The organism is Bradyrhizobium frederickii, assembly GCF_004570865.1.
Lineage (GTDB): Bacteria > Pseudomonadota > Alphaproteobacteria > Rhizobiales > Xanthobacteraceae > Bradyrhizobium > Bradyrhizobium frederickii.
The window spans coordinates 108,300-132,384 of the sequence record NZ_SPQS01000015.1 but is presented as its reverse complement, the minus strand read 5'-3'; the positions used below and the strand labels follow the sequence as shown (position 1 = coordinate 132,384).

Here is a 24,085-nt window from a genome sequence, read left to right as displayed (position 1 = left end):
CGGCATGAGCACCGAGGCCCGAAAACCGCCGCCCCAGATCGCGCTGAAGATCAGGCGCCTTCTGGGCGGCAAGGCAGGCTGGAACGGCGTCGCCGTCCAGTTTGCCTTCGCGGCGATCCTGGGCTGGATCGGCTATGAGATCGTCTCCAACGCCCGCGCCAACCTGGAAAACCAGCACATTGCCGCCGGCTTCGGCTTCCTGCGGAACAATGCCGGCTTCGACGTCAACCAGACCCTGATCTCCTATACCGGCTCGGACACGTTCCTGCGCGTGTTCGTGGTCGGGCTCCTGAACACGCTCGTCGTCTCCGTGGTGGGCATCGTCTTCGCCACATTGATCGGCTTCATCGTCGCGCTGTGCCGGCTCTCGCCGAACTGGCTGTTGTCGCGCGTCGGCGAAATCTATGTCGAAATCATCCGCAATTTGCCGCTGCTGTTCCAGATCCTGTTCTGGTACCTGGCGGTGCTCGCAGCCCTGCCCAATCCGCGGCAGAGCATCTCGCTGCTCGGCCTCGCCTTTATCAGCAATCGTGGCCTCGTCGTCCCCAGCCCGATCGGTGAGCGGGGCCTCGAGCCGTTCCTGGCGATGCTGGCGCTCGGCATCGTCGCGTCACTGGCCTTGCGCTTCTATGCCCGGCGCGCATTGTTTCAGGAAGGGCGGATGATCCGCATCTGGCCCTACGTGCTGGGTCTGCTGTTCGGTCTGCCGCTCGCCACCATGCTGGTGTTCGGCCCGCCGTTCAGCTTCGAGCTGCCGCAGCTGAAGGGCTTCAATTTCGCCGGCGGCTCGCGGATCATTCCGGAGTTCGTGGCGCTGACGCTGGCGCTGTCGACCTATACCGCCGCCTTCATCGCCGAGATCGTGCGCGCCGGCATCCTGTCCGTCCACAAGGGCCAGATGGAGGCGGGATCGTCTCTGGGCCTCAGCCGGGGCACCACGCTGCGGCTGATCGTGGTGCCGCAGGCCATGCGCGTCATCGTGCCGCCGCTGACCAACCAGTACCTCAATCTCACCAAGAACTCGTCGCTGGCGGTCGCGATCGGCTATCCTGACCTCGTCTCGGTGTTCGCCGGCACGTCGCTGAGCCAGACCGGGCAGGCGATCGAGATCATCGCGATGACGATGGGCATCTATCTCCTGATCTCGCTGCTCACCAGCGCGATCATGAGCGTCTACGGTTGGCGCGTCAGCCGGAGTCTGGGCGCATGAGCGATATCGCCTCGAGCAGCTTCGTCCGCCAGGACCTGCTCACCGAGCGTCCCGCGCCGGTGAAGACCACGGGTTTCGTCGGGCTGATGCGGACGCGCCTGTTCAACTCGCCGACCAACATCCTGCTCACCATCGTGGGCGCGCTGCTGCTGTGGTTCACGATCGTTCCCTCGGTCAGGTTCCTGCTGGTCGATGCGGTCTGGAGCGGCAAGGACCGCACGGCATGCCTCACCGAGAACGCCGGATTTGCGGTCGGCGCCTGCTGGCCCTACATCCAGGCCAAGCTGCCGCAATTGATCTACGGTTTCTATCCCGAGGCCGAACGCTGGCGGGTGAACCTGACATTCGTTCTTGCGGTGGTCCTGCTGGTTCCGCTGCTCGTGCCCCGCCTGCCGGCGAAGGGGCTCAACGCCAGTCTGTTCTTCGTCGCCTTTCCGATTGTCGCGTTCTTCCTGCTGCACGGTGGCGGCATCAAGGGCTTTGGCCTCAGCTGGACGGCGGGCTTGCTGGAATTGTTCGACGAGAGCATCAGCGGGGCCGGCCAGGCCCTGCTCAGTCTCAGCAAGACGTCGGCCGCCGGGCCGCTGTTATGGCTGGTCGGGAGCTTGATCGTGCTGGTCGGCACCGCGATCCATTGGCTGATCCTGCCGCTGATCTGGCTGCGCGACCAGATCCAGGGAGCGGGCCAGTCGCTCTGGGCCGATTTCGCCGTCACCGCCGCGGTCGTCTGTCTGATCGCCTTCGGTCTCGGCGGCGGCTTGCGCACCGGTTGGCGCGCACTGGCCTCGAGCATCGCTGCCTTCGTCGCCATCGCCGCCGTGATCAAGCTGATGGGCCTCGATCGCGGTGGCCTGCCGGTCGTGACGACCAATCTGTGGGGCGGCCTGCTGGTGACGCTGGTGGTCTCCGTCACCGGCATCGTCACCTCGCTGCCGATAGGCATCGCGCTGGCGCTCGGGCGCCGCTCCACCATTCCCCTGATCCGGATCTTCTCGATCGCCTTCATCGAGTTCTGGCGCGGCGTGCCCCTGATCACCGTGCTGTTCTTCGCCACCTACATGCTGCCGCTGTTCCTGCCGGGCAATTTCACGGTCGACGGTCTCGTCCGCGCGTTGATCGGTATTGCGCTGTTCACGGGCGCCTACCAGGCCGAGAACGTCCGCGGCGGGCTCGCCGCGATCCCGCGCGGGCAGGGCGAGGCGGCGGCAGCCCTGGGCCTGTCCTGGTGGAAGACGACCTCGCTGATCGTGCTGCCGCAGGCGCTGCGGCACGTCATCCCGAACCTCGTCAACAGCTTCATCTCGCTGTTCAAGGACACCTCGCTGGTCTCGATCGTCGCGCTGTTCGATCTCTTGGGCTCGCTCAGGGCATCGTTCTCGGATCCGAAATGGTCGACGCCTTCGACCGCGTTCACCGGCTTCGCCTTCGCCGGGATCATCTACTTCATCTTCTGCTTTGGAATGTCGCGCTACTCGCTGTTCGTCGAGCATCGTCTCAACGCCCATCGTCGCAACTGATCGAGGTCCCCATGTCAGACCCCATCGTCAAGATTTCCGGCCTCAACAAATGGTATGGCGATTTTCATGTGCTGCGCGACGTCGACCTCGATGTCCGCAAGGGCGAGCGCATCGTGATCTGCGGGCCCTCGGGCTCCGGCAAGTCGACGTTGATCCGCTGCATCAACGCGCTCGAGGAATTCCAGGAGGGCGAGATCGTCGTCGACGGCATCGAGCTCGGGCCCAATCTCAAGCATGTCGATGCCGTGCGCCGCGAAGTCGGCATGGTGTTTCAGAGCTTCAATCTGTTCCCGCACCTCACGGTGCTCGACAATTGCACGCTGGCTCCGATCTGGGTCCGCAACATCCCGAAGAAGGACGCCGAGGCGGCCGCGATGAAGTTCCTGGAGCGGGTCAAGATCCCGCATCAGGCCAACAAGTTTCCGGGACAGATGTCCGGCGGCCAGCAGCAGCGCGTCGCCATCGCCCGCGCCCTGACGATGAATCCGAAGGTCATGCTGTTCGACGAGCCGACCTCGGCGCTCGACCCTGAAATGGTCAAGGAGGTGCTGGACACGATGGTGGACCTCGCCGAGGAGGGCATGACCATGCTGGTCGTCACCCACGAGATGGGTTTTGCCCGCGAGGTCGCCAACCGCGTCGTGTTCATGGATGCCGGCCAGATCATCGAGGCCAACACCCCGAACGAATTCTTCGCGGCGCCTCAGCACGCCCGCACGAAGCTGTTCCTGAGCCAGATCTTGCGCTGAGCCCCCGGGAAATCCCGGGGCGATGCTGGTCCGGTGACCGGGCGGTCACGGCGCGCGAATCAGTTAGACTCAGCCTCGGGCATCCTCCGGAGAGACACCTTGCAGAAGAGCGGCGGCGGCGCGCGCGCATTCCAGAATGCGCGATTGCAGAAGAAATTGATGAAGCAGGCCGACGCCGTTATTGCCGCTGCGGCGAACGCCTATGGCCAGGGCCGGTATGCTGAGACCGAGGCGTTCTGCCGCGAGATCCTGAAAGCCCTTCCGGATTACGTCGACGCCATCCACCTGCTCGGCATGTGCGCCCATGACGGCCGGCGCCTCGAGGAGGCGAAAGAGCTGCTGGAGCGCGTGATCGCGCTCGATCCGCGCCTGCACGATGCCCATAACAACCTGGCGACCGTGCATTTCGATCTCGGCAATTACGAAGAGGCGCGGCGCTGCCAGGAAAGGGCGATCGCGCTAAAGCCGAATTTCGCGGTCGCGCTCACCAATCTCGGCAACACGCTGATGCATATGGGACAGTACGAGCAGGCGCTCGAGATGCACGAGCGCGCCATCAAGCTGAAGCCGGATTACGCCGATGCGCTCTGCAACCGCGGCATGGTCGAGATTGTGCTTGGGCAGGTCATGCGCGCCAAGGAGAGTTTCGATCGCGCCCTGCTGTTTCAGCCGCGTCACGCCGAGGCCATCGTCGGCAGCGGCATGGTCAGCATGGAGCTCCGACACCACGACGAGGCGGCCGCCAAGTTTGCCGCGGCGCTGGCGATCAAGCCGGGCGCGCCGAGGATCCTGGCCCAGCGCGGGCGGCTCAGTTACGAACTGCAGCGCCTTGAGCCCGCGCTTGCGGATTTCGAGGCGGCTCTTGCGATCTCGCCCAAGCTCGAGCTGGCGCTCCGGGGCAAGGCGCAGGCCTGCCTCGTCATGGGAAAGACCGCGCAGGCGATGGCGGCCGCGACGACCTTGATCGAGCGAAACCCGCGTTCCGAGATGGGAATGGCGCTGATGGGATTCGCTTATTCGAACCAGGGTGACATGGACACCGCAATCGAATATCTCGACCGCGCACTGGCGCTCCGACCGGACTATGGGGATGCGATCAGAGGAAAGATCTTCCTGCAGGATTACCGCGCCGAGGCCGATTTCGTGGTGCAGCAGGCGGTGCGAAAATCCTGGTGGGATGCGATCGGCTCGAGGATACCGCAAAGGACGCTGCCGAAGCGACCGCTCGATCCGGAAAAGCGGATCGTGGTCGGCTATGTCGCTGCCGAATTCCGCCAGCATTCGGCGGGGCTCACCTTGCTGCCGGTGCTGCGCCATCATGATCACACCAAGTTTGAGGTCATCTGCTACTATTCCTGGCCGGGAGCGGACGAGTACACCGCCAAGTTCAAATCATTGGCTGACGTCTGGGTCGATGCCTGGGGGCTCTCCGACGACGAACTCGCCGATCGCATTCAGGCCGACAATGTCGACATCCTGATCGACGTGTCGGGCCACACCACCGGAAACCGGCTGCAATGTTTCGCGCGGAAGCCGGCTCCGATTCAGGCGACCGGCTTCGGTCACGCGACGGGCACGGGCATGCCGACCATGGACTATGTGCTCGCTGATCCCATCTTCATTCCGCCATCGGTCCGGCACTTGTTTCCCGAGAAGATCCACGATCTGCCGTGTCTGATCACGATGGAGCCCGTCACCAACCTGCAGCCCTCCGAGCTGCCGATGCTCCGCAACAGCTACGTCACTTTCGGCGTGTTCAACCGCATCTACAAGATCTCGGACGATGCGATCCGCGTGTGGGCGCGCATCATGCGGGAGGTGCCGGGATCGAAGATCATCCTCAAGCATGGCCTGCTCGACGATGCCCTGCTGCGCGACAGCCTGATCGCACGCTTCATAGCCCAGGGCATTGCGGAGGAGAGCATCACGTGCCTCGGCACCACCTCGCGCGACGACCATCTGATGGCCTTCGACAAGATCGACATTTCGCTCGACACGTTCCCGCAAAATGGCGGCATCAGCACCTGGGAATCCCTCTATAAGGGCGTTCCCGTCGTCGCCAAGCTCGGCATCGGCGCCTCCTCGCGGGCCGGCGCCTCCATCGTGGCGGCGGTCGGGCTCGGTGACTGGGTCGCCGAGGATGACGATGGCTATGTCGAGATCGCCCGCAAGTTTGCCTCGCAGCCCGAGCATCTGGCGAAATTGCGTGCGGGCTTGCCGGCTCAGATCGCAGCCTCGCCCGCCGGCAATGTCGAGATCTACACGCGCGAGCTCGAAGCGGGCTACCGCAAGTTCTGGCACGACTATTGTGCCGCGGCCTCGGAACGCGGCGACGCTGCGGTAGGCGAGGCGGACACGCCCAGCGGTTCCTGAGCCCACAGGTCCTGCGCACCGGGATATTGCGGAGGGATTCTAGGTCCCGCCGGGTGGCCGTGCGAATCAGTTAGACTCGCCACGGGCCATTTTCCGGAGAGACACCTTGCAGAGCAGCGCCGGCGCGCGCGCGTTCCAGAATGCGCGATTGCAGAAGAAGTTGAAGAAGCAGGCCGACGCCATCATCTCCGCTGCGGCGAGCGCCTATGGCCAGGGCAGATATGCCGAGAGCGAGGCACTCTGCCGCCAGATCGTGCAAGCCGTTCCGGATCATTTCGACGCCACGCATTTCCTCGGCCTGAGCGTGCAACAGCTCGGGCGTCTCGATGAGGCGCAACAGCTGCTTGAGCGCGCGGTCGCGATCGATCCGCGTTCGCACGAGGCGCATAACAATCTCGCCTCTGTATACTTCGCCCTCCAGAAATTTGAGGCCGCCCGCGCATATCTGGAGAAGGCGATCGCGCTGAAGCCGAATTTTCCGCCGGCCCTGGCCGGCCTCGGCAACACCTTGCTCCAATTGAACCTGCCGGAGCAGGCGATCGAGCTGTATGACCGCGCCATCGCGCTGAAACCCGACTACGCCGATGCGCTCTGCAATCGTGGCCTGGCCGAGCTGGCGCTGGGGCGGTTTGACCGCGCCGGGCAGAGCTTCGCGCGCGCGCTGTTGTTTCAGCCGCGTCATGCCGAAGCCCTCGGCGGCAAGGGTGTGGTCAACATCGAGCTCAAGCACTACGACGAGGCGGAAGCCGCGCTAGCGGCGGCGCTCGCGATCAGGCCCGGCTCGGCGAAGCTCCTCGCACACCGCGGACGGCTCAATTTGGCGCTGTCGCGGTCAGAGCAGGCGGCCGCGGATTTTGATGCGGCACTTGCGTTGTCGCCGAAGCTCGAAGTGGCCTTGCGGGGGAAGGCGGAAGTCTCGCTTAGCATGGGCAATACCGCGCAGGCGATCCTGGCCTGCACGGCCTTGCTGGAGGAAAATCCGCGCTCGACGACCGCGCTGGCGCTGCTGAGCTCTTGTTTTGCAAACCAGGGCGAGATCGCAGCTGCGATCGAACATCTCGACGCCGCGCTCGCCATCGCGCCGGACCAGCCGGACCTGATCGCGCGGAAGATCTACTTTCTGGACTTTCTCTCCGACGCCGATTTCGCGGTCCAGCAGGCGGCGCGCAAATCCTGGGGGGATGCGATCGGCGCCAGATTGCCCCCGCGGAAGCTCGCGCCCCGGCAGCTCGATCCCGACAGGCGGATCGTGGTCGGTTATGTCGCGGCCGAGTTCTGGTACCACTCGGCAGCGTTCGGTCTGCTGCCGGTGCTGCGCCATCACGATCACGCCAAATTCGAGATCGTCTGCTATTCGTGCTCGCCGCTGCGAGACGAGATGACCGCCAAGTTCAAGTCGCTGGCGGACGTCTGGGTCGACGCCTGGCAGCTGTCCGATGACGAACTGGCCGATCGTATCGAGGCCGACAAGGTCGATATCCTGATCGACGTGTCCGGGCATACCACCGGCAACAGGCTCCCAGTGTTCGCCCGCAAGCCGGCTCCGGTCCAGGTCACGGGTTTTGGACACGCCACCGGAACCGGCCTGCGGACCATGGACTACGTGCTTGCGGATCCGATCTTCATTCCGGTTTCGGCCCGCCACCTGCTGGCTGAAAAGGTCTACGATCTGCCGTGCCTGATCACGACCGATCCGATCCTGGACGTACCGGCGTCGGAGCTCCCCATGCTCCGCAACGGCCATGTGACCTTCGGCGTCTTCAATCGCATCTCCAAGATCTCGGACGAGGCCGTTCGCGTGTGGTCGAATGTGATGCGGGAGGTGTCGGGATCGAAGATCATCATCAAGCACACGCTGCTCGACGATCCGTTGGTCCGCGACGGTCTGATCGCGCGCTTCGTGGCGCAGGGGATTGCCGAAGAGAAGATCACCTGTCTCGGCTCGTCCGAGCGCGCCGCGCATCTGCGGGCCTTCGCGGAGGTCGATATTTCGCTCGATCCATTTCCGCAGAACGGCGGCGTCAGCACCTGGGAATCCCTCTATGCGGGCGTGCCGGTCGTTGCCAAGCTTGGCCACGGCGCCTCTTCGCGCGCCGGCGGCGCCATCGTGGCGGCCGTCGGCCTCAATGACTGGGTCGCCGAGGACGACGAGGGTTACGCCGCGATCGCATGCAAATATGCCGCGCAGCCGGCCCATCTGGCGAAGTTGCGTGCGGACTTGCCCGCCCAGATCGCAGCCTCGGCCGCTGGCAATGTCGAGATCTACGCGCGCAGGGTGGAGGAGGGATACCGCCAGTTCTGGCGCGACTATTGCTTCGCGGCCTCGGGCGGCGAGATCGCGTAACCCGGCTGAACCGCGCTGAGCTTGTGGACGCGCGTCCCGACCCGAAGGGGGCGCGCGACGATCACACGAACGGCGGCTTGATGTTGCTGCGCTTCTCCAGCCACTCCGGCACCGGCAGGTTCTTGGCGCGCATGAAATCCGCGTTAAACAGTTTTGATTGATAGCGGCTGCCGGAATCGCACAGCACTGTCACGACTGTCTTGCCGGGCCCGAGCTGCTTTGCGAGGCGCATCGCACCGACGACGTTGATGCCGGTCGAGCCGCCGAGGCACAGGCCTTCGTGCTGGAGCAATTCGTAGATCGCCGTGACGGCTTCAGCGTCGGGAATGAGATAGGCATCATCCACCTTCGCGGTCTCGACGATCGCGGTCGCGCGGTTGAGACCGATGCCTTCGGTGATCGAGCCGCCGGGCGTCGCCTTGGCATCGCCGGTCCTGAAATATTCGTACATGCCGGCGCCGTGCGGATCGGCGCAGGCGATCCGCACGTTCTTGTTCTGCTCCTTCAGATAGCGGCTGACGCCAGCCAGCGTGCCGCCGCTGCCGACCGAGCAGACGAAGCCGTCGACCTTGCCGCCGGTCTGCTCCCAGATCTCGGGTCCGGTCGATTCGTAATGCGCCTTGGCGTTGTCGAGGTTGTTCCACTGGTCTGCGAACAGCACGCCGTGAGGCTCGGTCTTGCGCAACTCATCCGCAAGCCGCCGGCCGACGTGTTGATAATTGTTGGGGTTGGCATAGGGCAGGGCCGGCACCTCGATCAGTTCGGCGCCGCACAGCTTCAGGAAATCCTTCTTCTCCTGGCTCTGCGTTTCCGGGATCACGATCAGGGTGCGATAGCCGCGCGCGCTGGCAACGACGGCAAGCCCGATGCCGGTATTGCCGGCGGTCGCTTCCACCACGAGACCGCCAGGCTTGAGCTCGCCGCGCTTCTCGGCCTCCAGGATCATCCATTTGCCGGCGCGGTCCTTGACCGACTGGCCGGGATTCATGAATTCGGCCTTGCCGAGAATGGTGCAGCCGGTCAGTTCCGAGGCGCGCTTCAGCTTGATCAGCGGGGTGTTGCCGATGGCTTCGACAACGTCGTTTCGAATGCTCATGTCAGGAAAATCGCCACCAAGAAGGTTGATCTGGTTGGCCAGAACCTAGTGCTTGGGGGGCCAAAGGGGAAGGCTTTTGCGCTGCGGCGAAACCGGCTGAAACGCCTGTCCCAACAGTGATATTCTCGCGCGGCAATGTGCGCGGCCGCGAGGGGAGATATCAGGAGGAGGAAATGGCTGAACTCCGTCCGATGACGGAAGATGGCCGTCGTCGGCAGCCAATCCGCGCACGCTTCTTTCCAGGGACCGGAGGGGGCCGGCATCCGGAGCCGTTGACGGCTTTGTGAGATGGCTCCGGCCAGAGAGCGGATTGAAGCGAAGCCGCGCGAGGCTTCTTGTGGCCGCATGGAAGGCCCGGACGCCGGTGTGGCAGCAATATCACATGAAATCTTGGTAAGCTTGATCACGCCTCCCGGTGTTTTCAGAACGAGAAAAGTCGCTGCGAGACAGGCACCTTTCGAATTTTCATCGATTCGTTTCAGGCTCGTTGGCAGGACCGTCTCGCTACCGCGGCCCTGTCCCCCAGTTCAACGCCCGGCTAGTATCATTTCGAGGTTCCGAGAAAGCATCATCGTTGTGAACGAGTTGTCCAAAGCCCCCCGATTGTCCCGCCGCGAATCGGTTAATCCGGTTGCGCGGCGGTTTGATCTGCCCGGCGGGGGGTGGATGTGACACAGGGTGTTCCGGGGATCGCGGCGCGGCGGTCCGAAGGTTCAGCGGCCCGGACGCTGCGTTCGGCGCGCTGGCTTGCGGTGGTGTGCCTCGCTGCCACCTCAGGCGCTTGCGTGCTGACCCAGGACCTTCCTGATCCCGCCCTCGACGTTCCCATACAGTACAAATACGCCGGCAAGGGCGATGCGCCGCCCTCATTGGATTGGTGGCGCGGCTTCCGCTCCACGGAGCTGACGCAGCTGATGGAAGAGGCGCAGACCGTCAATCTCGACATCGCCGCAGCGGTTTCGCGCATCGTTCAGGCCGACGCCCAGGCGCGGCAGGCCGGCGCGGCGCTGCTGCCGAGCCTATCGACCGCCGGTTCGGAAACCTATTCGCGCACCTCGGGCGCAAGCTCCTCGGGTCTGTCCATCGGCGGTCGCGAAGTCGTCAACTATTCGGCTTCGCTGAGCGCGAGCTATCAGCTCGACTTCTGGGGCCAGAACCGCGATGCGCTGCAGACTGCGGAGGAAACTGCCAACGCCAACCGCTTCGATCGCGACACCGTCGCGCTGACGACGCTCGCTGCCGTCGCCAACGCCTATTTCCAGGTGCTGGCCTCGCAGGACCGGATCAGGACCTCACAGCGCAACATCGCGAGCGCGCAGCGTATCCTCGATGCGGTCAGGGAGCGGCGCAAGGCCGGCACCGGCACGGATCTCGATGTTGCCCAGCAGGAGAGCGTGCTCGCCAACCAGAAGGCCCTCGTGCCGCCGCTGCGCCAGACGCTGGACCAGAACGTCAACGCCCTCGCCGTGCTGGTCTCGCGCCCGCCCGAGAGCGTGCGCGTGCACGGCGGCTCGCTGGACCGGATCGCGATCCCGCGCGTGACGCCCGGCCTGCCGTCGGAGCTTCTGACGCAGCGGCCTGACATCCGCCGGCAGGAGGCGCAGCTTGCGTCTGCGACCGCCAACATCGGCAATGCCCGTGCCCAGTTCTTTCCGACCATCCAGCTTACCGGCAATGGCGGCTATCAGAGTGCGGCACTGGTCTCGCTGTTCCAGCCGCATGCGGCGTTCTTCCAGCTCGTCGGCAGCGCCACGCAGCCGATCTTCGACGGCGGTAGGATTCTCGGCAATTTCGAACTCGCCAAGGCGCGGCAGGACGAACTGCTCCAGACCTACCGCAAGACCATCGTGCAGGCCTTTGCCGACGTCGACAATGCGCTGTTCTCGATCAAGCAGACCACGATCAAGCTGCAATTGCAGCGCGACGTCGTTACCGCCTCGCGCCGCGCCTTCGATCTGTCCGAGCAGCAATTGCGCGCCGGCACTGCCGACATCGTGACCGTGCTCAACACTCAACTGACCCTGTTCCAGGCGGAGGACGCGCTGTCGCAGGCGCAACTGGCCCGCTTGCTCGCCATCGTCAGCCTGTATCAGGCGCTCGGCGGCGGCTGGGAGCCGCGAATGGAGAAACCCGTCAATGCTCTTTAAGCCGGACGGCAAGCCAGGCGTGGAGGAGGGGACGGCGAGAAGATCGCGCGGCCGCGGCTTCGTCGTCACCCTGATCACGCTCGCGATCCTCGGTGGGCTCGGTTATCTCGGCTGGATCGCCATGCATCAGCAGCAAGCCAACAACCGCAACAACCAGCGGCCCGATCTGCCGGTCCCCGTGCTGGCGGCGATCCCCCGGGTGCAGGACGTGCCTGTCTATCTCGACGGCGTCGGCGCGATCCGCGCGCTCAACACCGTGACCGTGCGCTCGCAGGTCGACGGCAAGCTGATCGCGGTGAATTTCACTGAAGGCCAGGACGTCAAGAAGGGCGACGTGCTCGGCGAGATCGATCCGGCGATCTACCAGGCGCAGTACGACCAGGCCGTCGCCAAGAAGGCACAGGATCAGGCCCAGCTCGCCAACCAGCGCATTGACCTGACCCGATACGAGCAGCTCGCCGCCTCCAATGCCGGCTCCAAGCAGCAGGCCGACACCCAGCGCGCGCTGGTGGCGCAGACCGAGGCGCTGGTGAAGGCCGACCAGGCCGCGATCGACAATGCGGCGGCAACGCTGAGCTACACCAAGATCGTGGCCCCGATTTCGGGCCGCGCTGGCCTGCGCCAGGTCGACCAGGGCAATATCATCCACGCCTCCGACACCACGGGTCTGGTGGTGATCGCGCAATTGCAGCCGATCGCGGTGTGGTTCAGCCTGCCGCAGCAGCAGATCATGCGCGTCAATGCGGCCGCGGCGAAAGGTACGCTCGCGGTCGACGTGTTCGGCAATGACGGCATCACCGTGATCGACACCGGCAAGCTGACCGGCATCGACAATCAGGTCGACCAGACCACCGGCACGCTCAAGCTCAAGGCGGAATTTCCCAACGCCAATTACCAGCTCTGGCCGGGCCAGTTCGTCAACGTCCGCCTCAAGGTCGAGACCTTGACGAAGGCGCTGGTGGTGCCGACATCGGCCGTGCAGCGCGGGCCGATCGGGACATTCAGCTATGTCATCGGCGAGGATAATATCGTCTCGGCCAAGCCCGTGGCGGTGACGCAACAGAACGAGCATGACGCGGTGATCGCGAGCGGCCTGTCGGCGACCGACCGGGTCGTCACCACCGGCTTTGCCAACCTGTCCGACGGCTCCAAGGTGATCGTCGGCCGCGACGACCAGACCCCGTCGGCCGATCTCGCCCCGCGCAAGCGCTCGCGCGGGCCTGACGCCCAGAAGAAGGATGGCGCCAAGGAAAGTCAGAAGGACGGGCAAGGCAAGGACGACGAGTTCCGCGCCAGGCGCAAGAGCGGCGAAGGCGACCAGAAGGGACAGACCGGGCCGGCCCCGGGGCCGGGGGCAGCGGGTAGTGGAGCCAAGCAGCCATGATCCCGACAACAGCCGCTTGACGCGGCAGGCAGATCCCATGGGTGTCTCCGAACCGTTCATCCGCCGGCCGATCGCGACCTCGCTGCTCGGCATCGCGCTGCTGATCGGCGGGCTGCTGGGCTATTTCGCGCTGCCGGTCTCGGCGCTGCCGCAGGTCGATTTCCCGACCGTGCAGGTGACGACGCAGCTGCCGGGCGCGAGCCCCGACGTGATCGCCTCGCTGATCACGGCACCGCTGGAGCGGCAGCTCGGCCAGATCCCGTCGCTGTCGGCGATGAACTCGACCAGTTCGTTCGGCGTCAGCCAGATCTCGCTGCAGTTCGACCTCAACCGCGACATCGATGGCGCGACCCAGGACGTGCAGGCGGCGATCAACGCCGCGGCGGGCGTGCTGCCGAAGACGCTGCCTTATCCGCCGACCTACGCCAAGGTGAACCCGGCGGACGCACCTGTCATGACGCTGGCGCTGCGCTCGGACACCATCTCGCTGCGGGCGATGAGCGACATCGCCGACACGCTTCTGGCGCAACGTTTGAGCCAGATTTCCGGCGTCGGACGGGTCTCGGTGCTCGGCGGGCTGAAGCCGGCCGTGCGCATCCAGGCCGATCTGGCGCGGCTCGCCGCCTACGGCATCGCCATGGAAGATCTGCGCACCGCAATCGCCAATGCCAATGTCTCGGGGCCGAAAGGCTCGCTCGACGGCGCGCAGCAATCCTACATCATCGCGGCCAACGACCAGATCGCCGCGGCTGACGCCTACAAGCCCGTCATCATCGCCTATCGCAACGGCTCGCCGGTTACGATCGCCGACGTCGCCCAGATCGTCGACGGCCTCGAGAACGACCGCACCGGCGGCTGGTACCAGGGCACGCCGGCCGTCATCATCGACATCCAGCGCCAGCCCGGCGCCAACGTGATCGACGTCGTCAGCCAGATTCGCGCCGAAATCCCCAAGGTGCAGCGCGCGATTCCGGCGGGCGTGAACCTCACCATCGTTTCCGATCGCACCGTCACCATCCGCGCCTCGGTGCGCGACGTGCAGTTCACGCTGGTCCTTGCCGTCGTGCTGGTGACCCTGGTGGTGCTGCTGTTCCTGCGTTCGCTGCGCGCAACCTTGATCGCGGGCGTCGCGCTGCCGCTGTCGCTGATCACGAGCTTCGGCATCATGTATTTCGCCGGGTTCAGCCTCGACAATCTCTCGCTGATGGCGCTCACGATCGGCACCGGCTTCGTCGTCGACGACGCCATCGTCATGATCGAGAACATCGTGCGCCACATGGAGAACGGCGACGACGCGATGGAGGCCTCGCTGAAGGGCGCCAGCGAGATCGGCTTCACCGTGATCTCGCTGACGGTGTCGCTGATCGCGGTGTTCATCCCGCTGCTGTTCATGTCGGGCCTCGTCGGACGCATGTTCCGCGAATTCGCGCTGACCTTGACGATCGCGGTGGTGACCTCGGCCGTGGTCTCGCTGACGCTGACGCCGATGATGTGCTCGCGCCTGCTCAAGCACGCCCATGAGGAGCTGGCGGTGCCGGGATTGGCCGCGATCAGCCGATTCATCGACCGCACCGTCGAATTCTACCACCGGACGCTGCTTTGGGTGCTGGAACGCCAGCGCGCCACGCTGGTCGTGACCTTCGCCACGCTGATCGCGACCCTGGTCCTCTATGTCGTCGCGCCGAAGGGCTTCCTGCCGCTGCAGGACACCGCCTCGATCACGGCGGTGACGGAGGCTGGACCCGACGTGTCGTTCGCGGAGATGCAGAAGCGGCAGGCCGAGGCTTCCGACGCCATCAGGGCGGATCCCGACGTGGTCGGCGTGGTCTCGGTGATCGGGGCGGGCTCGGTCAATCCGACCACCAATGTCGGCCGGCTCGTCATGAGCCTGAGGCCGCGCGGCGAGCGGCGTGACGATGTCGCGGCCGTCATAACCCGGCTGAAGGAGAGGGGCGCGGGTATCCCCGGCATGACCGTGTATTTCCAGCCGGTGCAGGACGTGCAGATCTCGACCCAGTCGAGCCGCTCGCAATACCAGTACACGCTGACCGGCACCGACGCGGCGCTGGTGTCGGAATGGGCGCGCAAGCTGGTGACGGAGATGCGGCGCGATCCCTTGTTCCGCGACGTCTCTTCCGAGGCGCAGGAGGGCGGCCTGCGGGCGCAGCTCGACGTCGATCGCACCCGCGCCGGCCAGCTCGGCGTCAGCCTCCAGGCCATCACGGATACGCTCAACGACGCGTTCGCGCAGCGGCAGATCTCGACCATCTACGGCCAGGCCAACCAGTACCGCGTGGTGCTGGAGGCGCTGCCGATGTACCAGCGCGATCCCTCGATCCTGTCGAAGCTCTATCTGCCGGGCGCCGCGAGCGCCACCGTCGGTGCGCCGAACGCGCAGGTGCCGCTGTCGGCCGTGGCGACGCTGAAGCGCACCACCGCGCCGCTGGCGATCTCGCACCAGGCCCAGTTCCCCTCGATATCGCTCAGCTTCAACCTCGCGCCGGGCGCCGCGCTCGGCGATGCGGTCAACGCCGTGAAGACGATCGAGACGCGGATCGGCATGCCCAACAGCATCGTCGGCGTCTATGCCGGCGATGCTGCCGAATTCGCCAAGGCGCTCGCCGGCCAGCCCTGGCTGCTGCTCGCCGCCGTGATCACGATCTACATCGTGTTGGGGGTGCTTTACGAGAGCTACATCCACCCGATCACGATCCTTTCGACGCTGCCCTCGGCCGGCGTCGGCGCGATCCTGGCGCTGGTGCTGTGCGGGCAGGACCTGTCTGTGATTGGCCTGATCGGCATCATTCTCCTGATGGGCATCGTCAAGAAGAACGCGATCATGATGATCGACTTCGCGCTCGAGGCCGAGCGCGGGCAGGGGATGTCGCCGGACGAGGCCATCGTGCAGGCCTGCCTGTTGCGCTTCCGTCCGATCATGATGACGACGCTGGCGGCGCTGTTCGGCGCGCTGCCGCTGGCGATCGAGAGCGGCACCGGCGCCGAGCTGCGTTTCCCGCTCGGCGTCTCCATCATCGGCGGCCTGCTGCTGAGCCAGCTGCTGACGCTTTACACGACGCCTGTGATCTACCTCGCGCTCGACCGCATCAACCGCCGCCTCGAGCAGGCGCTGCCGCCGGCCGAATCCGGCGGCCCGCCGGTCGCGGGCGCGACCGAGGGGATGCAGTGATGGCATCGATCTCGGAGCCCTTCATCCGCCGCCCAGTCGCGACCACGCTGCTGTCGATCGGGTTGTTCCTGCTGGGTGTGGTCGCCTACCAGTTCCTTCCCGTCGCCTCGGTCCCGAACGTCGACTTCCCCGCCATCTTCGTCTCGGCCAGCCGGCCGGGGGCCGACCCGTCCGTGATGGCGGCGACGGTAGCTTCGCCATTGGAGCGGCGGTTGGGCGAGATCGCCGGCATCAACCAGATCACCTCGACCTCGACGCTCGGCACCACCACCATCCAGCTCCAGTTCGACATCGGCCGCAGCATCGACAAGGCCGCCCGCGACGTGCAGGCGGCGATCAACGCCGCGATGGTGGACCTGCCGAGCGACCTCCCGACGCTGCCGCGCTTCCGCAAGGCCAACACGGCCGGCGCGCCCGTCTTCGTGCTGGCGCTGACCTCGAAGACGCTGTCCGCCAGCGCAATCTACGACGTCGCCGATACGGTGCTGGCGCAGCGCATCTCGCAGGTTCCCGGCGTCGGTGATGTCACGGTGTCCGGCGCCGACCAGCCAGCCGTGCGGGTCCAGCTCAACCCCGTCGCGCTGTCGAACGCCGGTATCGCCACCGACGACGTGCGGACCGCGATCGTCAACGCCAACCCACTCGGTCCCGTCGGCATCTTCAACGGCGAACGCCAGAGCGAGACGCTGGCGCTCAACCGGCAGATGCGAACCGCCAAGGAATTCCGCGATATCGTCATCAAGAGCGCCAACGGCAACTTCGTGCGGCTCTCCGACGTCGCCGATATCGAGGATTCCGTCCGCAACGCCCGCTCGATCGCCTGGTTCAACAAGCAGCCGGCGGTGCTGATCCAGATCACCAAGCAGGGCGATGCCAATGTCATCGATACCGTCGACCGGGTGAGGGAGCTGGTCCCGCAGCTGAAGCAGTGGATTCCGGCCGGCGTCGAGATTTCGACCCTGGTCGACCGTACCGGCACGATCCGCGCCAGCGTGCTCGACATGCAATGGACATTGCTGGCCACCGCGATCCTGGTGATGGTCGTCGTTTTCGTGTTCCTGCGGCGGTTGACGCCGACGATCGCGGCCGGCGTCTCGGTGCCGCTGGCGCTGGCCGGCACCTGCGCCGGGATGTGGATCGCAGGCTTCTCGATCGACAATCTGTCGCTGATGGCGCTCGCGATCTCCGTCGGCTTCGTGGTCGACGACGCCATCGTCATGATCGAGAACATGTATCGCAATCTCGAGCACGGCATGGCCCCATTCCGGGCGGCGCAGGAGGGCGCCAGGCAGATCGGCTTCACGGTGGTCTCGATCAGCCTGTCGTTGATCGCAGCGTTCACGCCGCTGATCTTCATGGACGGCATCGTCGGCCGCCTCTTGCGCGAATTCTCGCTGACGCTGACCTTCGCCATCCTGGTCTCGACGTTGGTCTCGCTCACGGTGACACCGATGATCTGCGCCCATTACATCCGGCAGACCACCTCCGGCACCGCGACCCTGTTCGACCGCATCATCGAGGGCTCGCTGTCGCGTATCGTCGCCTTCTACGCGAGAACCTTGCGCACCGTGCTGGACTACCCGCTGGCGACGCTGCTGGTGTTCTTCGCCACCATCGGCCTCACCGTGACGCTCTACATCAAGATCCCCAAGGGCTATTTCCCGACCGACGATTCCGGCTTCGTCATCGGGGCGACGCGCGCCTCGGCCGACATCTCGTTTCAGTCGATGCTCGGTCTCCAGCAGCGGCTCGCCGACATCGTGATGAAGGATCCGGCCGTGGCCGGCGTCGGCTCGACGGTCGGTGCCGGAGGCGGGCCGGGGGGAGCGACCTCGAACCGCGGCGTCATGTATATCAGCCTGAAGCCGCCGGAGGAACGCGACCACGTCTCGACGGAGGTCGTGATCGACCGTCTGAGACGCGCGCTGTACCCCGTGCCCGGAATCCGCCTCTTCATGTTCGCCGCCCAGGACGTCCGTGCCGGCGGGCGGCGGAGCGATTCCGACTACCAGTACACGCTGACCAGCACCGACCTCAGTCTACTGCAGAAGTGGGCGCCGATCGTGGCCAAGCGCATGGAGAGCGTCGAAGGCATCACCGACATTTCCAGCGACCGCGATCCCGGCGGCCTTCAGCTCACGCTCGCGATCGATCGCCAGAAGGCCTCGGCGCTCGGCGTCAGGGTTCAGGACATCGACAACGCGCTGAACAACGCCTTCTCGCAGCGGCAGATCTCGATCATCTATACCCAGCGCAACCAGTACATGACCGTGCTGGAGATCGATCCGAAATTCCAGGTCGATCCCTCCAACCTCGACCGCATCTATGTCGCCGGCGCGGGCGACGCGCAGGTGCCGCTGTCGGCCGTGGTGCACGCCACGCGCAGCCTCGCCGCGCTCGCGGTCTATCACTCGCAGTCGTTCCCCTCGACCACGGTGTCGTTCAACCTGCTGCCCGACGTGCAGCTCCAGGCGGCGACGCAGAGCATCCAGCGCGCGGTGGAAGAGCTGCACATGCCCGAAGGCATCCGCGGCAGCTTCGACGGCAATGCCGGCGACTTCGCCAGGACCAGCGGCCGCCAGCCGCTTCTGATCCTCGGTGCGCTGGTGGCGATGTATATCGTGCTCGGGGTGCTCTATGAGAGCCTCGCCCATCCGCTCACGATCATCTCGACGCTGCCCTCGGCCGGGCTCGGCGCACTGCTCGCCTTGCAGATCACCAACACGCCGCTGACGGTGATCGCTTTCGTCGGCATCATCCTCTTGATCGGCATCGTCAAGAAGAACGGCATCATGATGGTGGATTTCGCGCTCGACGCCGAACGCCAGCGCGGCCTGTCGTCAGCGGAGGCGATCTTCGAGGCCTGCCAGGCCCGCTTCCGGCCGATCCTGATGACGACCATGGCGGCGCTGTTTGCCGGCATTCCGCTCGTGGTGGCGACCGGCCCCGGCACGGAGCTGCGCCGCCCGCTCGGCATCACCATCATCGGCGGCCTATTCGTCTCGCAGATCCTGACGCTCTACACCACGCCCGTGATCTATCTCCTGATCGACCGCCTGCGGCGCCGTTCCGAGCCGCGTCCGCTGGCGGTACCGGCGGAATAGGTTGTTGAAGCGGCGCGCGAAGCGTATAGCGCGCCCATGTCGAACCCAGCAGATACGGCCGCTGCCGATCCCATTCCCGAATGCCCGCACTGCCAGAAGCCGATGCCGCTGTGCATCTGCGACAGCGTCACGCCGATCGAAAACCGGCTGTCGCTCCTGATCCTCCAGCATCCGCAGGAGCAGGACAGGGCGCTCGGCACCGCGCGCCTGCTTGCGAGGCATTTCGCCGACGCCACGGTGCGGGTCGGCCTGTCCTGGCCGAGCCTGTCCAAGGCGCTGGGGCGGCCGGTCGAGAACGCCGCGCGCTGGGCCGTGCTCTATCTCGGCTCGGCACGCGCCGCCGATCTCGAGGTGGAAGGCGAGATCGTCGCGCTCGACCGCAAGGGGGGTATCGCGGAGAACCAGCGCGCGATCCTCGGCAAGCTCGAAGGAATCGTGTTGCTCGACGGCACCTGGAGCCAGGCCAAGGCGCTGTGGTGGCGCAATCCCTGGATGCTCAAGTGCCAACGCGTGATCCTCAACCCGGCGCATCGCTCGCGCTATGGCCGTCTGCGCAAGGAGCCGCGCAGCGATGGGCTTTCGACCATCGAGGCCGCGGCGACAATTCTGGCCGGCCTCGAGCGGCGTCCCGACATTGCCGACACGCTGCATGCGAGTTTCGAACGATTGCTGACACGCTACCGCGAGGTCCAGGCCGAGATGCCGGAATTGGCACCCAAGCCCGCGCCGAAGGGGCGGCGCGACTTCCGGCGACGCAAACGAGGCTGACCTCGGCCCACATCGGAAGAGGCCCGTCGCGGCCATGGTCGGACGAAGGCGGTTGCCTAAACGCTTCATCCCCTATATTGCTCCGCCCTTACGGGGCCACGTGGCGGAGTGGTTACGCAACGGTCTGCAAAACCGTGTACACCAGTTCAATTCTGGTCGTGGCCTCCATCACAACTCTCTGATTTCTCAGCATAATTAGCAGCTCGGCGCGGATCCCGCCGCCGCCGCGCGCCGTCGTCTGCCGAGGGCGGAGGCGGCGTGATCACCGGGTTTGCCCGGGGCCTGCTGGACCCCCCCGAATCAGGCCGCTGGCATAGAGTTCGCATCTGCGAAGTGATGCATCTCGTCACCCGAGCACTGGAGCCACGAATGGGCGACATCGTCCGATTTGTCCCGAAATCCGAGCAGGAGCGGGCTCGCCTCATCCGTGAGGCCCGCGCGATCTATGACAGCATCTTTCCGTCGGCGACGCCCAACCGGGCGCCGCAGGATGGCGAGGATCGCGTCAAGACCTGATTGTGCCAAGTCGGGTGTCCGGCGCCGACCCCATAGCAAAACGCCCGCGGAGGCGGGCGGTTCGGTTCACGCTGAACGCGGCTCTCAGGAGGCCGCGTACCAGTCGTCGGGAAACGGCAGGAGGGGCCAGGCGCCCTCATTGTCATTGGCGGCTTTGGGCGTCGCGTCGAAGCTCCACGAGCGCCGCACGAATTCCTCCTCCGGCGCGGGGGCGAAATTTTCAATGGCCATGGCGTCCCGGACGGCATCCAGCAGCAAGTTGAATTCGGCTTCGCTTCTCATCGCACCCTCGCAGAACGCGGATGGCGCAATGTCGCAAAGCCAGCTTGTCATCCGATTGAGCCGATCGTTCGCATTTTAACGATCCGGCGATCGAAGCTCGATTGGTTAGCGATTTTTAGAAGTCCCGGCGGGAACCTACGTTCCGCACCCCCGCACGCAGTGTGAAAGAGATCACATCCCGCGCGATTTATTTCTCCTACCCCTTCGCACGACACCGGCCAGGACAGGCCGGGAGGCGGCAGGGCAGACAGGAGACTGGTCATGAAGGCGAGGTTCTTGCGGTTTGCGGGTGTGAAGAGCCGGGCGCGCAGCGCTTCCACGGTCGGGCTGTTGCTGACGCTGTTTGCCTCCGCTGCCCACGCGCAAGGAACGGCGGAGCAGCGCCGGGCCTGCACCCCCGATGTCTACCGGCTCTGCGCCGGCGAAATTCCCAATGTCCGCGCCATCACCGCTTGCCTGCGCCGTAACCGCTCCAGCCTGAGCGAGACTTGCCGCAGCGTGTTCGACCAGGCCGGCGGGTGAGCCCGCCTGTGGGTTGTTGCGCAGCAAGTAGCTTGCACGCACGCCCGAATTCCCCGCAGCCGCCCTGTGGATATGCTGCGGATAGATTGTTGACCGGTGAATTGCGGCAGCGCCGCTGCACGGAGCAAGACCTATCGTCTCTTGCGAATTTGGAAGCTCGAATCGGGCGCCCTGGCATGCGACCAGTTTTTGTGCAGCGCCATGCCCAAACCGCGGGCCTCCTCGATCCAATTTTTTGTACGCCCGCGGACAAGCTTTTCACGCGGGATCCCACCTAGCTTCGCCGTGACCTGGAACATGGCAGGCGCCATGACAACGCGAAGGAGCTGGAGATGGAGAGACGGGTTTTGCCGCAGGCGCGGCGGGGATTGGCGCGCGCATCATTGTCACCGCGCAAGCTCATGCTCGGCGCCGCCGTCGCTTTTGGACTCCTCGTTGCCGCACCGCTGAGCGCGCAGGCCGCAGCGCCCGCCGCCTGCGCCGCGCTCCAGGAAAAATATCCGGACTGGAAGGGCAAGACGCTGGTCAACGCCATCAATCCGCATACGCCGGGCTATGAGACGATCGATCCCAAGGATCCCAGCAAGTATATCGGCTTCGACATCGATCTCGGCGAAGCCATCGGCGAATGCCTCGGTTTCAAGCTGACCTACAAGGCGGTGACGTTCGCGGCGCTCCTGACCACGCTCGCCGCGGGACAAGCCGACATCGTGATCTCCGACATCTACGCCACCAAGGAGCGCGCCAAGGCCGCCGACTTCATCACCTACTCGAAGGTGTTCGACGGCGTCCTCGTCGCCAAGGGCAATCCGAAGGGCATCAACGGCATCAACTTGTCGCTGTGCGGCGCCGCTGCGGCCGAAAACACCGGCTATGTCGAGGTGCCCTTGATCCAGGCGCTGATCCCGGAATGCAAGAAGGCCGGCAAGCCCGAGCCGACCATCCAGCTCTACGACAACAACGCCAACTGCATCCAGGCGATCCTCGCCGGCCGCGCCGACACCTACATCAACGACGTCAACACCGTCGACAGCGCCGTCAAGGCCTATCCGGACAAGCTGGAGAAGGCGATCGCGGTGACGATCCCGTATTCCGTCGGCATCGCCGTGCCCAAGAACAAGCCGAAATTCCGCGACGCCGTGCTCGCCGCGCTGATCGAGGTGCAGAAGGCCGGCACGCACATGGAGCTTCTGAAGAAGCATGGGCTCGATGTGAACAACTTCATGGAGCCGGAAATTCTCACGGCCGACTGATGTCGCTGTTCCTCCACTACCTGAGCATGCCGTATCTGCTCGCGGGCATCGAGCTCACCCTCGAGGTGACCGCCCTCGGGCTCGGCGGCGGATTGATCCTCGGATTGATCCTCGCCGGCATGCAGCTCTCCCGCTTCTGGCCTCTGGCGGCGATCGCCAGGGCCTATACCGTGATCTTCCGCGGCACGCCGCTGATCCTTCAGATGGTGTTCGCCTACGACGCGCTGCCGCATATCGGCATCAAGCTGCCGGCGGTGCTGGCCGCCGGCCTCGCGCTCGCCTGCAACGAGGCGCCGTTCATCGCGGAGATGCTGCGTGCCGGCGTGCTCGGCGTCGACCGCGGGCAGCTGACGGCCGGCCAGGCGCTGGGCATGACGCCATCGGTGCTGATGCGCAGGATCATCGCGCCGCAGGCCATCCGCACCATGATCCCGGCCTTCGGCAACGAGGCGGTGAGTGCGCTGAAGAATTCCTCGCTCGCCTCCGTCGTCGCGGTGCAGGAGCTGACTTTGCGCTCGACGCAGCTTGCGTCCTCGACCTTCGACTTTTTCTCGATCTTCTTCGCCTCGGGTCTGCTCTATCTCGTGCTGACCGCAACCATCAGCGCGATCCAGCTCTTCGTCGAATGGCTGCTGGACCTCGACCGCACCACCCGCCGCGAGCGCAGGCTCGCCGATTATCTGCCCTGGCGCCGCGTCGATCTGGCTGCCAAGCTCGAACTGGCCGATGCGACCGCCACCGATCCCGAGCCCGCAGAGCTCGCGGTCACGCCGCCGCTGGCCCTGACCCGCGAGGAGCGAGCCCGCCGGGCCGCGACGATCGCGCGCAATAACATCGCGGTCGAAGTGAAGGACCTGACCAAGAGCTACGGGCCACAGACGGTGCTCGGGGGCCTCGACCTCACGGTGCGCATCGGCGAAGTGGTCGCGCTGCTCGGGCCGAGCGGCTCCGGCAAGAGCACGCTTCTTCGCTGCATCAACCACCTCGAGAACTGGGACGGCGGCACCGTGCGCGTCGGTGGCCGGCGCCTCGGCTTCAGCGAGAATGGAAAGCCGCTGTCGCCGCGGGCGATCGCCAATGAGCGCGCCAGCGTCGGCGTCGGCATGGTGTTCCAGCAGTTCAATCTGTTCGCGCACCTGTCGGCGAAGGAGAACATCGCCGGTCCCCTGCGCTGGGTTCACGGCATGACCCGCATCGATGCCGACCGCCGCGCCGCCGAGCTGCTCGATCGTGTCGGGCTTTCGCATCGTGCCCACGCGCTGCCGCGGCATCTGTCCGGCGGCCAGCAGCAGCGCGTCGCCATCGCCCGCGCGCTGGCGCCGAACCCGAGCGTGCTGCTGCTGGACGAGCCGACCTCGGCGCTCGATCCGGAGCTGGTCAACGAGGTGCTGGAGGTGATCCGCCGCCTCGCCATCGACGACGGCCTCACCATGATCATCTCGACACACCAGATCCGCTTCGCCGACGAGGTCGCCGACCGCGTCGCCTTCCTGAGCGGCGGCGCGATCATCGAGGAGGGACCGGCGCACGAGGTGCTCTCCAATCCCCGCAATCCGCTGACGGCGCGATTCCTCAGCGTGATGGAAGCCGACAAGACCCCGGAGACGGTGCGATGACCATCGTCACGACGTTC

Annotated in this window: 16 protein-coding genes and 1 tRNA gene; 15 read left to right on the top strand and 2 right to left on the bottom strand. The window is 65.4% G+C overall.

Features of this window, described 5'->3' with window-relative positions; translation table 11 throughout:
* Positions 1–4 precede the first annotated feature (4 nt).
* From E4K64_RS25060 to E4K64_RS25040, 5 genes are all read left to right on the top strand, one after another.
* Positions 5–1,210 carry an amino acid ABC transporter permease gene (locus E4K64_RS25060; RefSeq protein ID WP_135165882.1) on the top strand — a complete coding sequence of 402 codons (1,206 nt, stop codon included), beginning with the start codon at positions 5–7 and terminating at the stop codon, positions 1,208–1,210.
* Positions 1,207–2,727 (top strand): amino acid ABC transporter permease, encoded by a 1,521-nt coding sequence (locus tag E4K64_RS25055; RefSeq protein ID WP_135165881.1) that lies wholly within the window; start codon positions 1,207–1,209, stop codon positions 2,725–2,727. Before E4K64_RS25060 ends, E4K64_RS25055 begins: the two co-directional genes overlap by 4 nt.
* Before the next feature lie 11 nt (positions 2,728–2,738).
* Positions 2,739–3,476 (top strand): amino acid ABC transporter ATP-binding protein, encoded by a 738-nt coding sequence (locus tag E4K64_RS25050; RefSeq protein WP_126257729.1) that lies wholly within the window; start codon positions 2,739–2,741, stop codon positions 3,474–3,476.
* A 99-nt stretch (positions 3,477–3,575) separates the two neighbouring features.
* On the top strand, positions 3,576–5,849 hold the full coding sequence (locus E4K64_RS25045; RefSeq protein ID WP_167772241.1) for an O-linked N-acetylglucosamine transferase, SPINDLY family protein: 2,274 nt from the start codon (positions 3,576–3,578) through the stop codon (positions 5,847–5,849).
* A gap of 106 nt (positions 5,850–5,955) precedes the next feature.
* The gene (locus E4K64_RS25040; RefSeq protein WP_167772240.1) at positions 5,956–8,193 is read left to right on the top strand and encodes an O-linked N-acetylglucosamine transferase family protein; all 2,238 of its coding nucleotides are present in this window, start codon (positions 5,956–5,958) and stop codon (positions 8,191–8,193) included.
* Between the two features lie 61 nt (positions 8,194–8,254).
* Here E4K64_RS25040 and E4K64_RS25035 read toward each other — a convergent pair whose 3' ends face one another.
* Positions 8,255–9,289 (bottom strand): cysteine synthase A, encoded by a 1,035-nt coding sequence (locus E4K64_RS25035; RefSeq protein ID WP_126257728.1) that lies wholly within the window; start codon positions 9,287–9,289, stop codon positions 8,255–8,257.
* Between the two features lie 662 nt (positions 9,290–9,951).
* Between E4K64_RS25035 and E4K64_RS25030 the strand changes: the two genes are divergently transcribed.
* The 7 genes from E4K64_RS25030 (at position 9,952) to E4K64_RS25000 (ending at position 20,395) form a co-directional block, all read left to right on the top strand.
* Positions 9,952–11,436 carry an efflux transporter outer membrane subunit gene (locus E4K64_RS25030; protein ID WP_135165880.1) on the top strand — a complete coding sequence of 495 codons (1,485 nt, stop codon included), beginning with the start codon at positions 9,952–9,954 and terminating at the stop codon, positions 11,434–11,436.
* Positions 11,426–12,820 carry an efflux RND transporter periplasmic adaptor subunit gene (locus tag E4K64_RS25025; protein WP_135165879.1) on the top strand — a complete coding sequence of 465 codons (1,395 nt, stop codon included), beginning with the start codon at positions 11,426–11,428 and terminating at the stop codon, positions 12,818–12,820. Before E4K64_RS25030 ends, E4K64_RS25025 begins: the two co-directional genes overlap by 11 nt.
* Before the next feature lie 37 nt (positions 12,821–12,857).
* Positions 12,858–16,007: an efflux RND transporter permease subunit gene (locus E4K64_RS25020; RefSeq protein WP_135165878.1), complete on the top strand. Its 3,150-nt coding sequence runs from the start codon at positions 12,858–12,860 to the stop codon at positions 16,005–16,007.
* Positions 16,007–19,111, top strand: a complete 3,105-nt coding sequence (locus E4K64_RS25015; RefSeq protein ID WP_135165877.1) for an efflux RND transporter permease subunit — start codon at positions 16,007–16,009, stop codon at positions 19,109–19,111. The genes E4K64_RS25020 and E4K64_RS25015 overlap by 1 nt, the downstream gene beginning before the upstream one ends.
* A gap of 36 nt (positions 19,112–19,147) precedes the next feature.
* The gene (locus tag E4K64_RS25010) at positions 19,148–19,879 is read left to right on the top strand and encodes a tRNA-uridine aminocarboxypropyltransferase (RefSeq protein ID WP_135165876.1); all 732 of its coding nucleotides are present in this window, start codon (positions 19,148–19,150) and stop codon (positions 19,877–19,879) included.
* Between the two features lie 94 nt (positions 19,880–19,973).
* Positions 19,974–20,047 (top strand) — tRNA-Cys (locus E4K64_RS25005).
* A 90-nt stretch (positions 20,048–20,137) separates the two neighbouring features.
* Complete coding sequence (locus tag E4K64_RS25000) at positions 20,138–20,395, top strand: hypothetical protein (protein ID WP_135165875.1); 258 nt, start codon at positions 20,138–20,140, stop codon at positions 20,393–20,395.
* A gap of 84 nt (positions 20,396–20,479) precedes the next feature.
* Here E4K64_RS25000 and E4K64_RS24995 read toward each other — a convergent pair whose 3' ends face one another.
* Complete coding sequence (locus tag E4K64_RS24995; RefSeq protein ID WP_135165874.1) at positions 20,480–20,677, bottom strand: hypothetical protein; 198 nt, start codon at positions 20,675–20,677, stop codon at positions 20,480–20,482.
* Positions 20,678–20,938: 261 nt separating this feature from the next.
* Here E4K64_RS24995 and E4K64_RS24990 point away from each other — a divergent pair, with 261 nt between their 5' ends.
* From E4K64_RS24990 to E4K64_RS24980, 3 genes are all read left to right on the top strand, one after another.
* Positions 20,939–21,199 (top strand): hypothetical protein, encoded by a 261-nt coding sequence (locus E4K64_RS24990; protein ID WP_135165873.1) that lies wholly within the window; start codon positions 20,939–20,941, stop codon positions 21,197–21,199.
* 332 nt (positions 21,200–21,531) lie between these two features.
* Entirely contained in the window at positions 21,532–22,452 is a 921-nt protein-coding gene (locus tag E4K64_RS24985) for an ABC transporter substrate-binding protein (RefSeq protein ID WP_135165872.1), read from the top strand.
* Positions 22,452–24,068 (top strand): amino acid ABC transporter permease/ATP-binding protein, encoded by a 1,617-nt coding sequence (locus tag E4K64_RS24980; RefSeq protein WP_135165871.1) that lies wholly within the window; start codon positions 22,452–22,454, stop codon positions 24,066–24,068. The genes E4K64_RS24985 and E4K64_RS24980 overlap by 1 nt, the downstream gene beginning before the upstream one ends.
* Positions 24,069–24,085 lie beyond the last annotated feature (17 nt).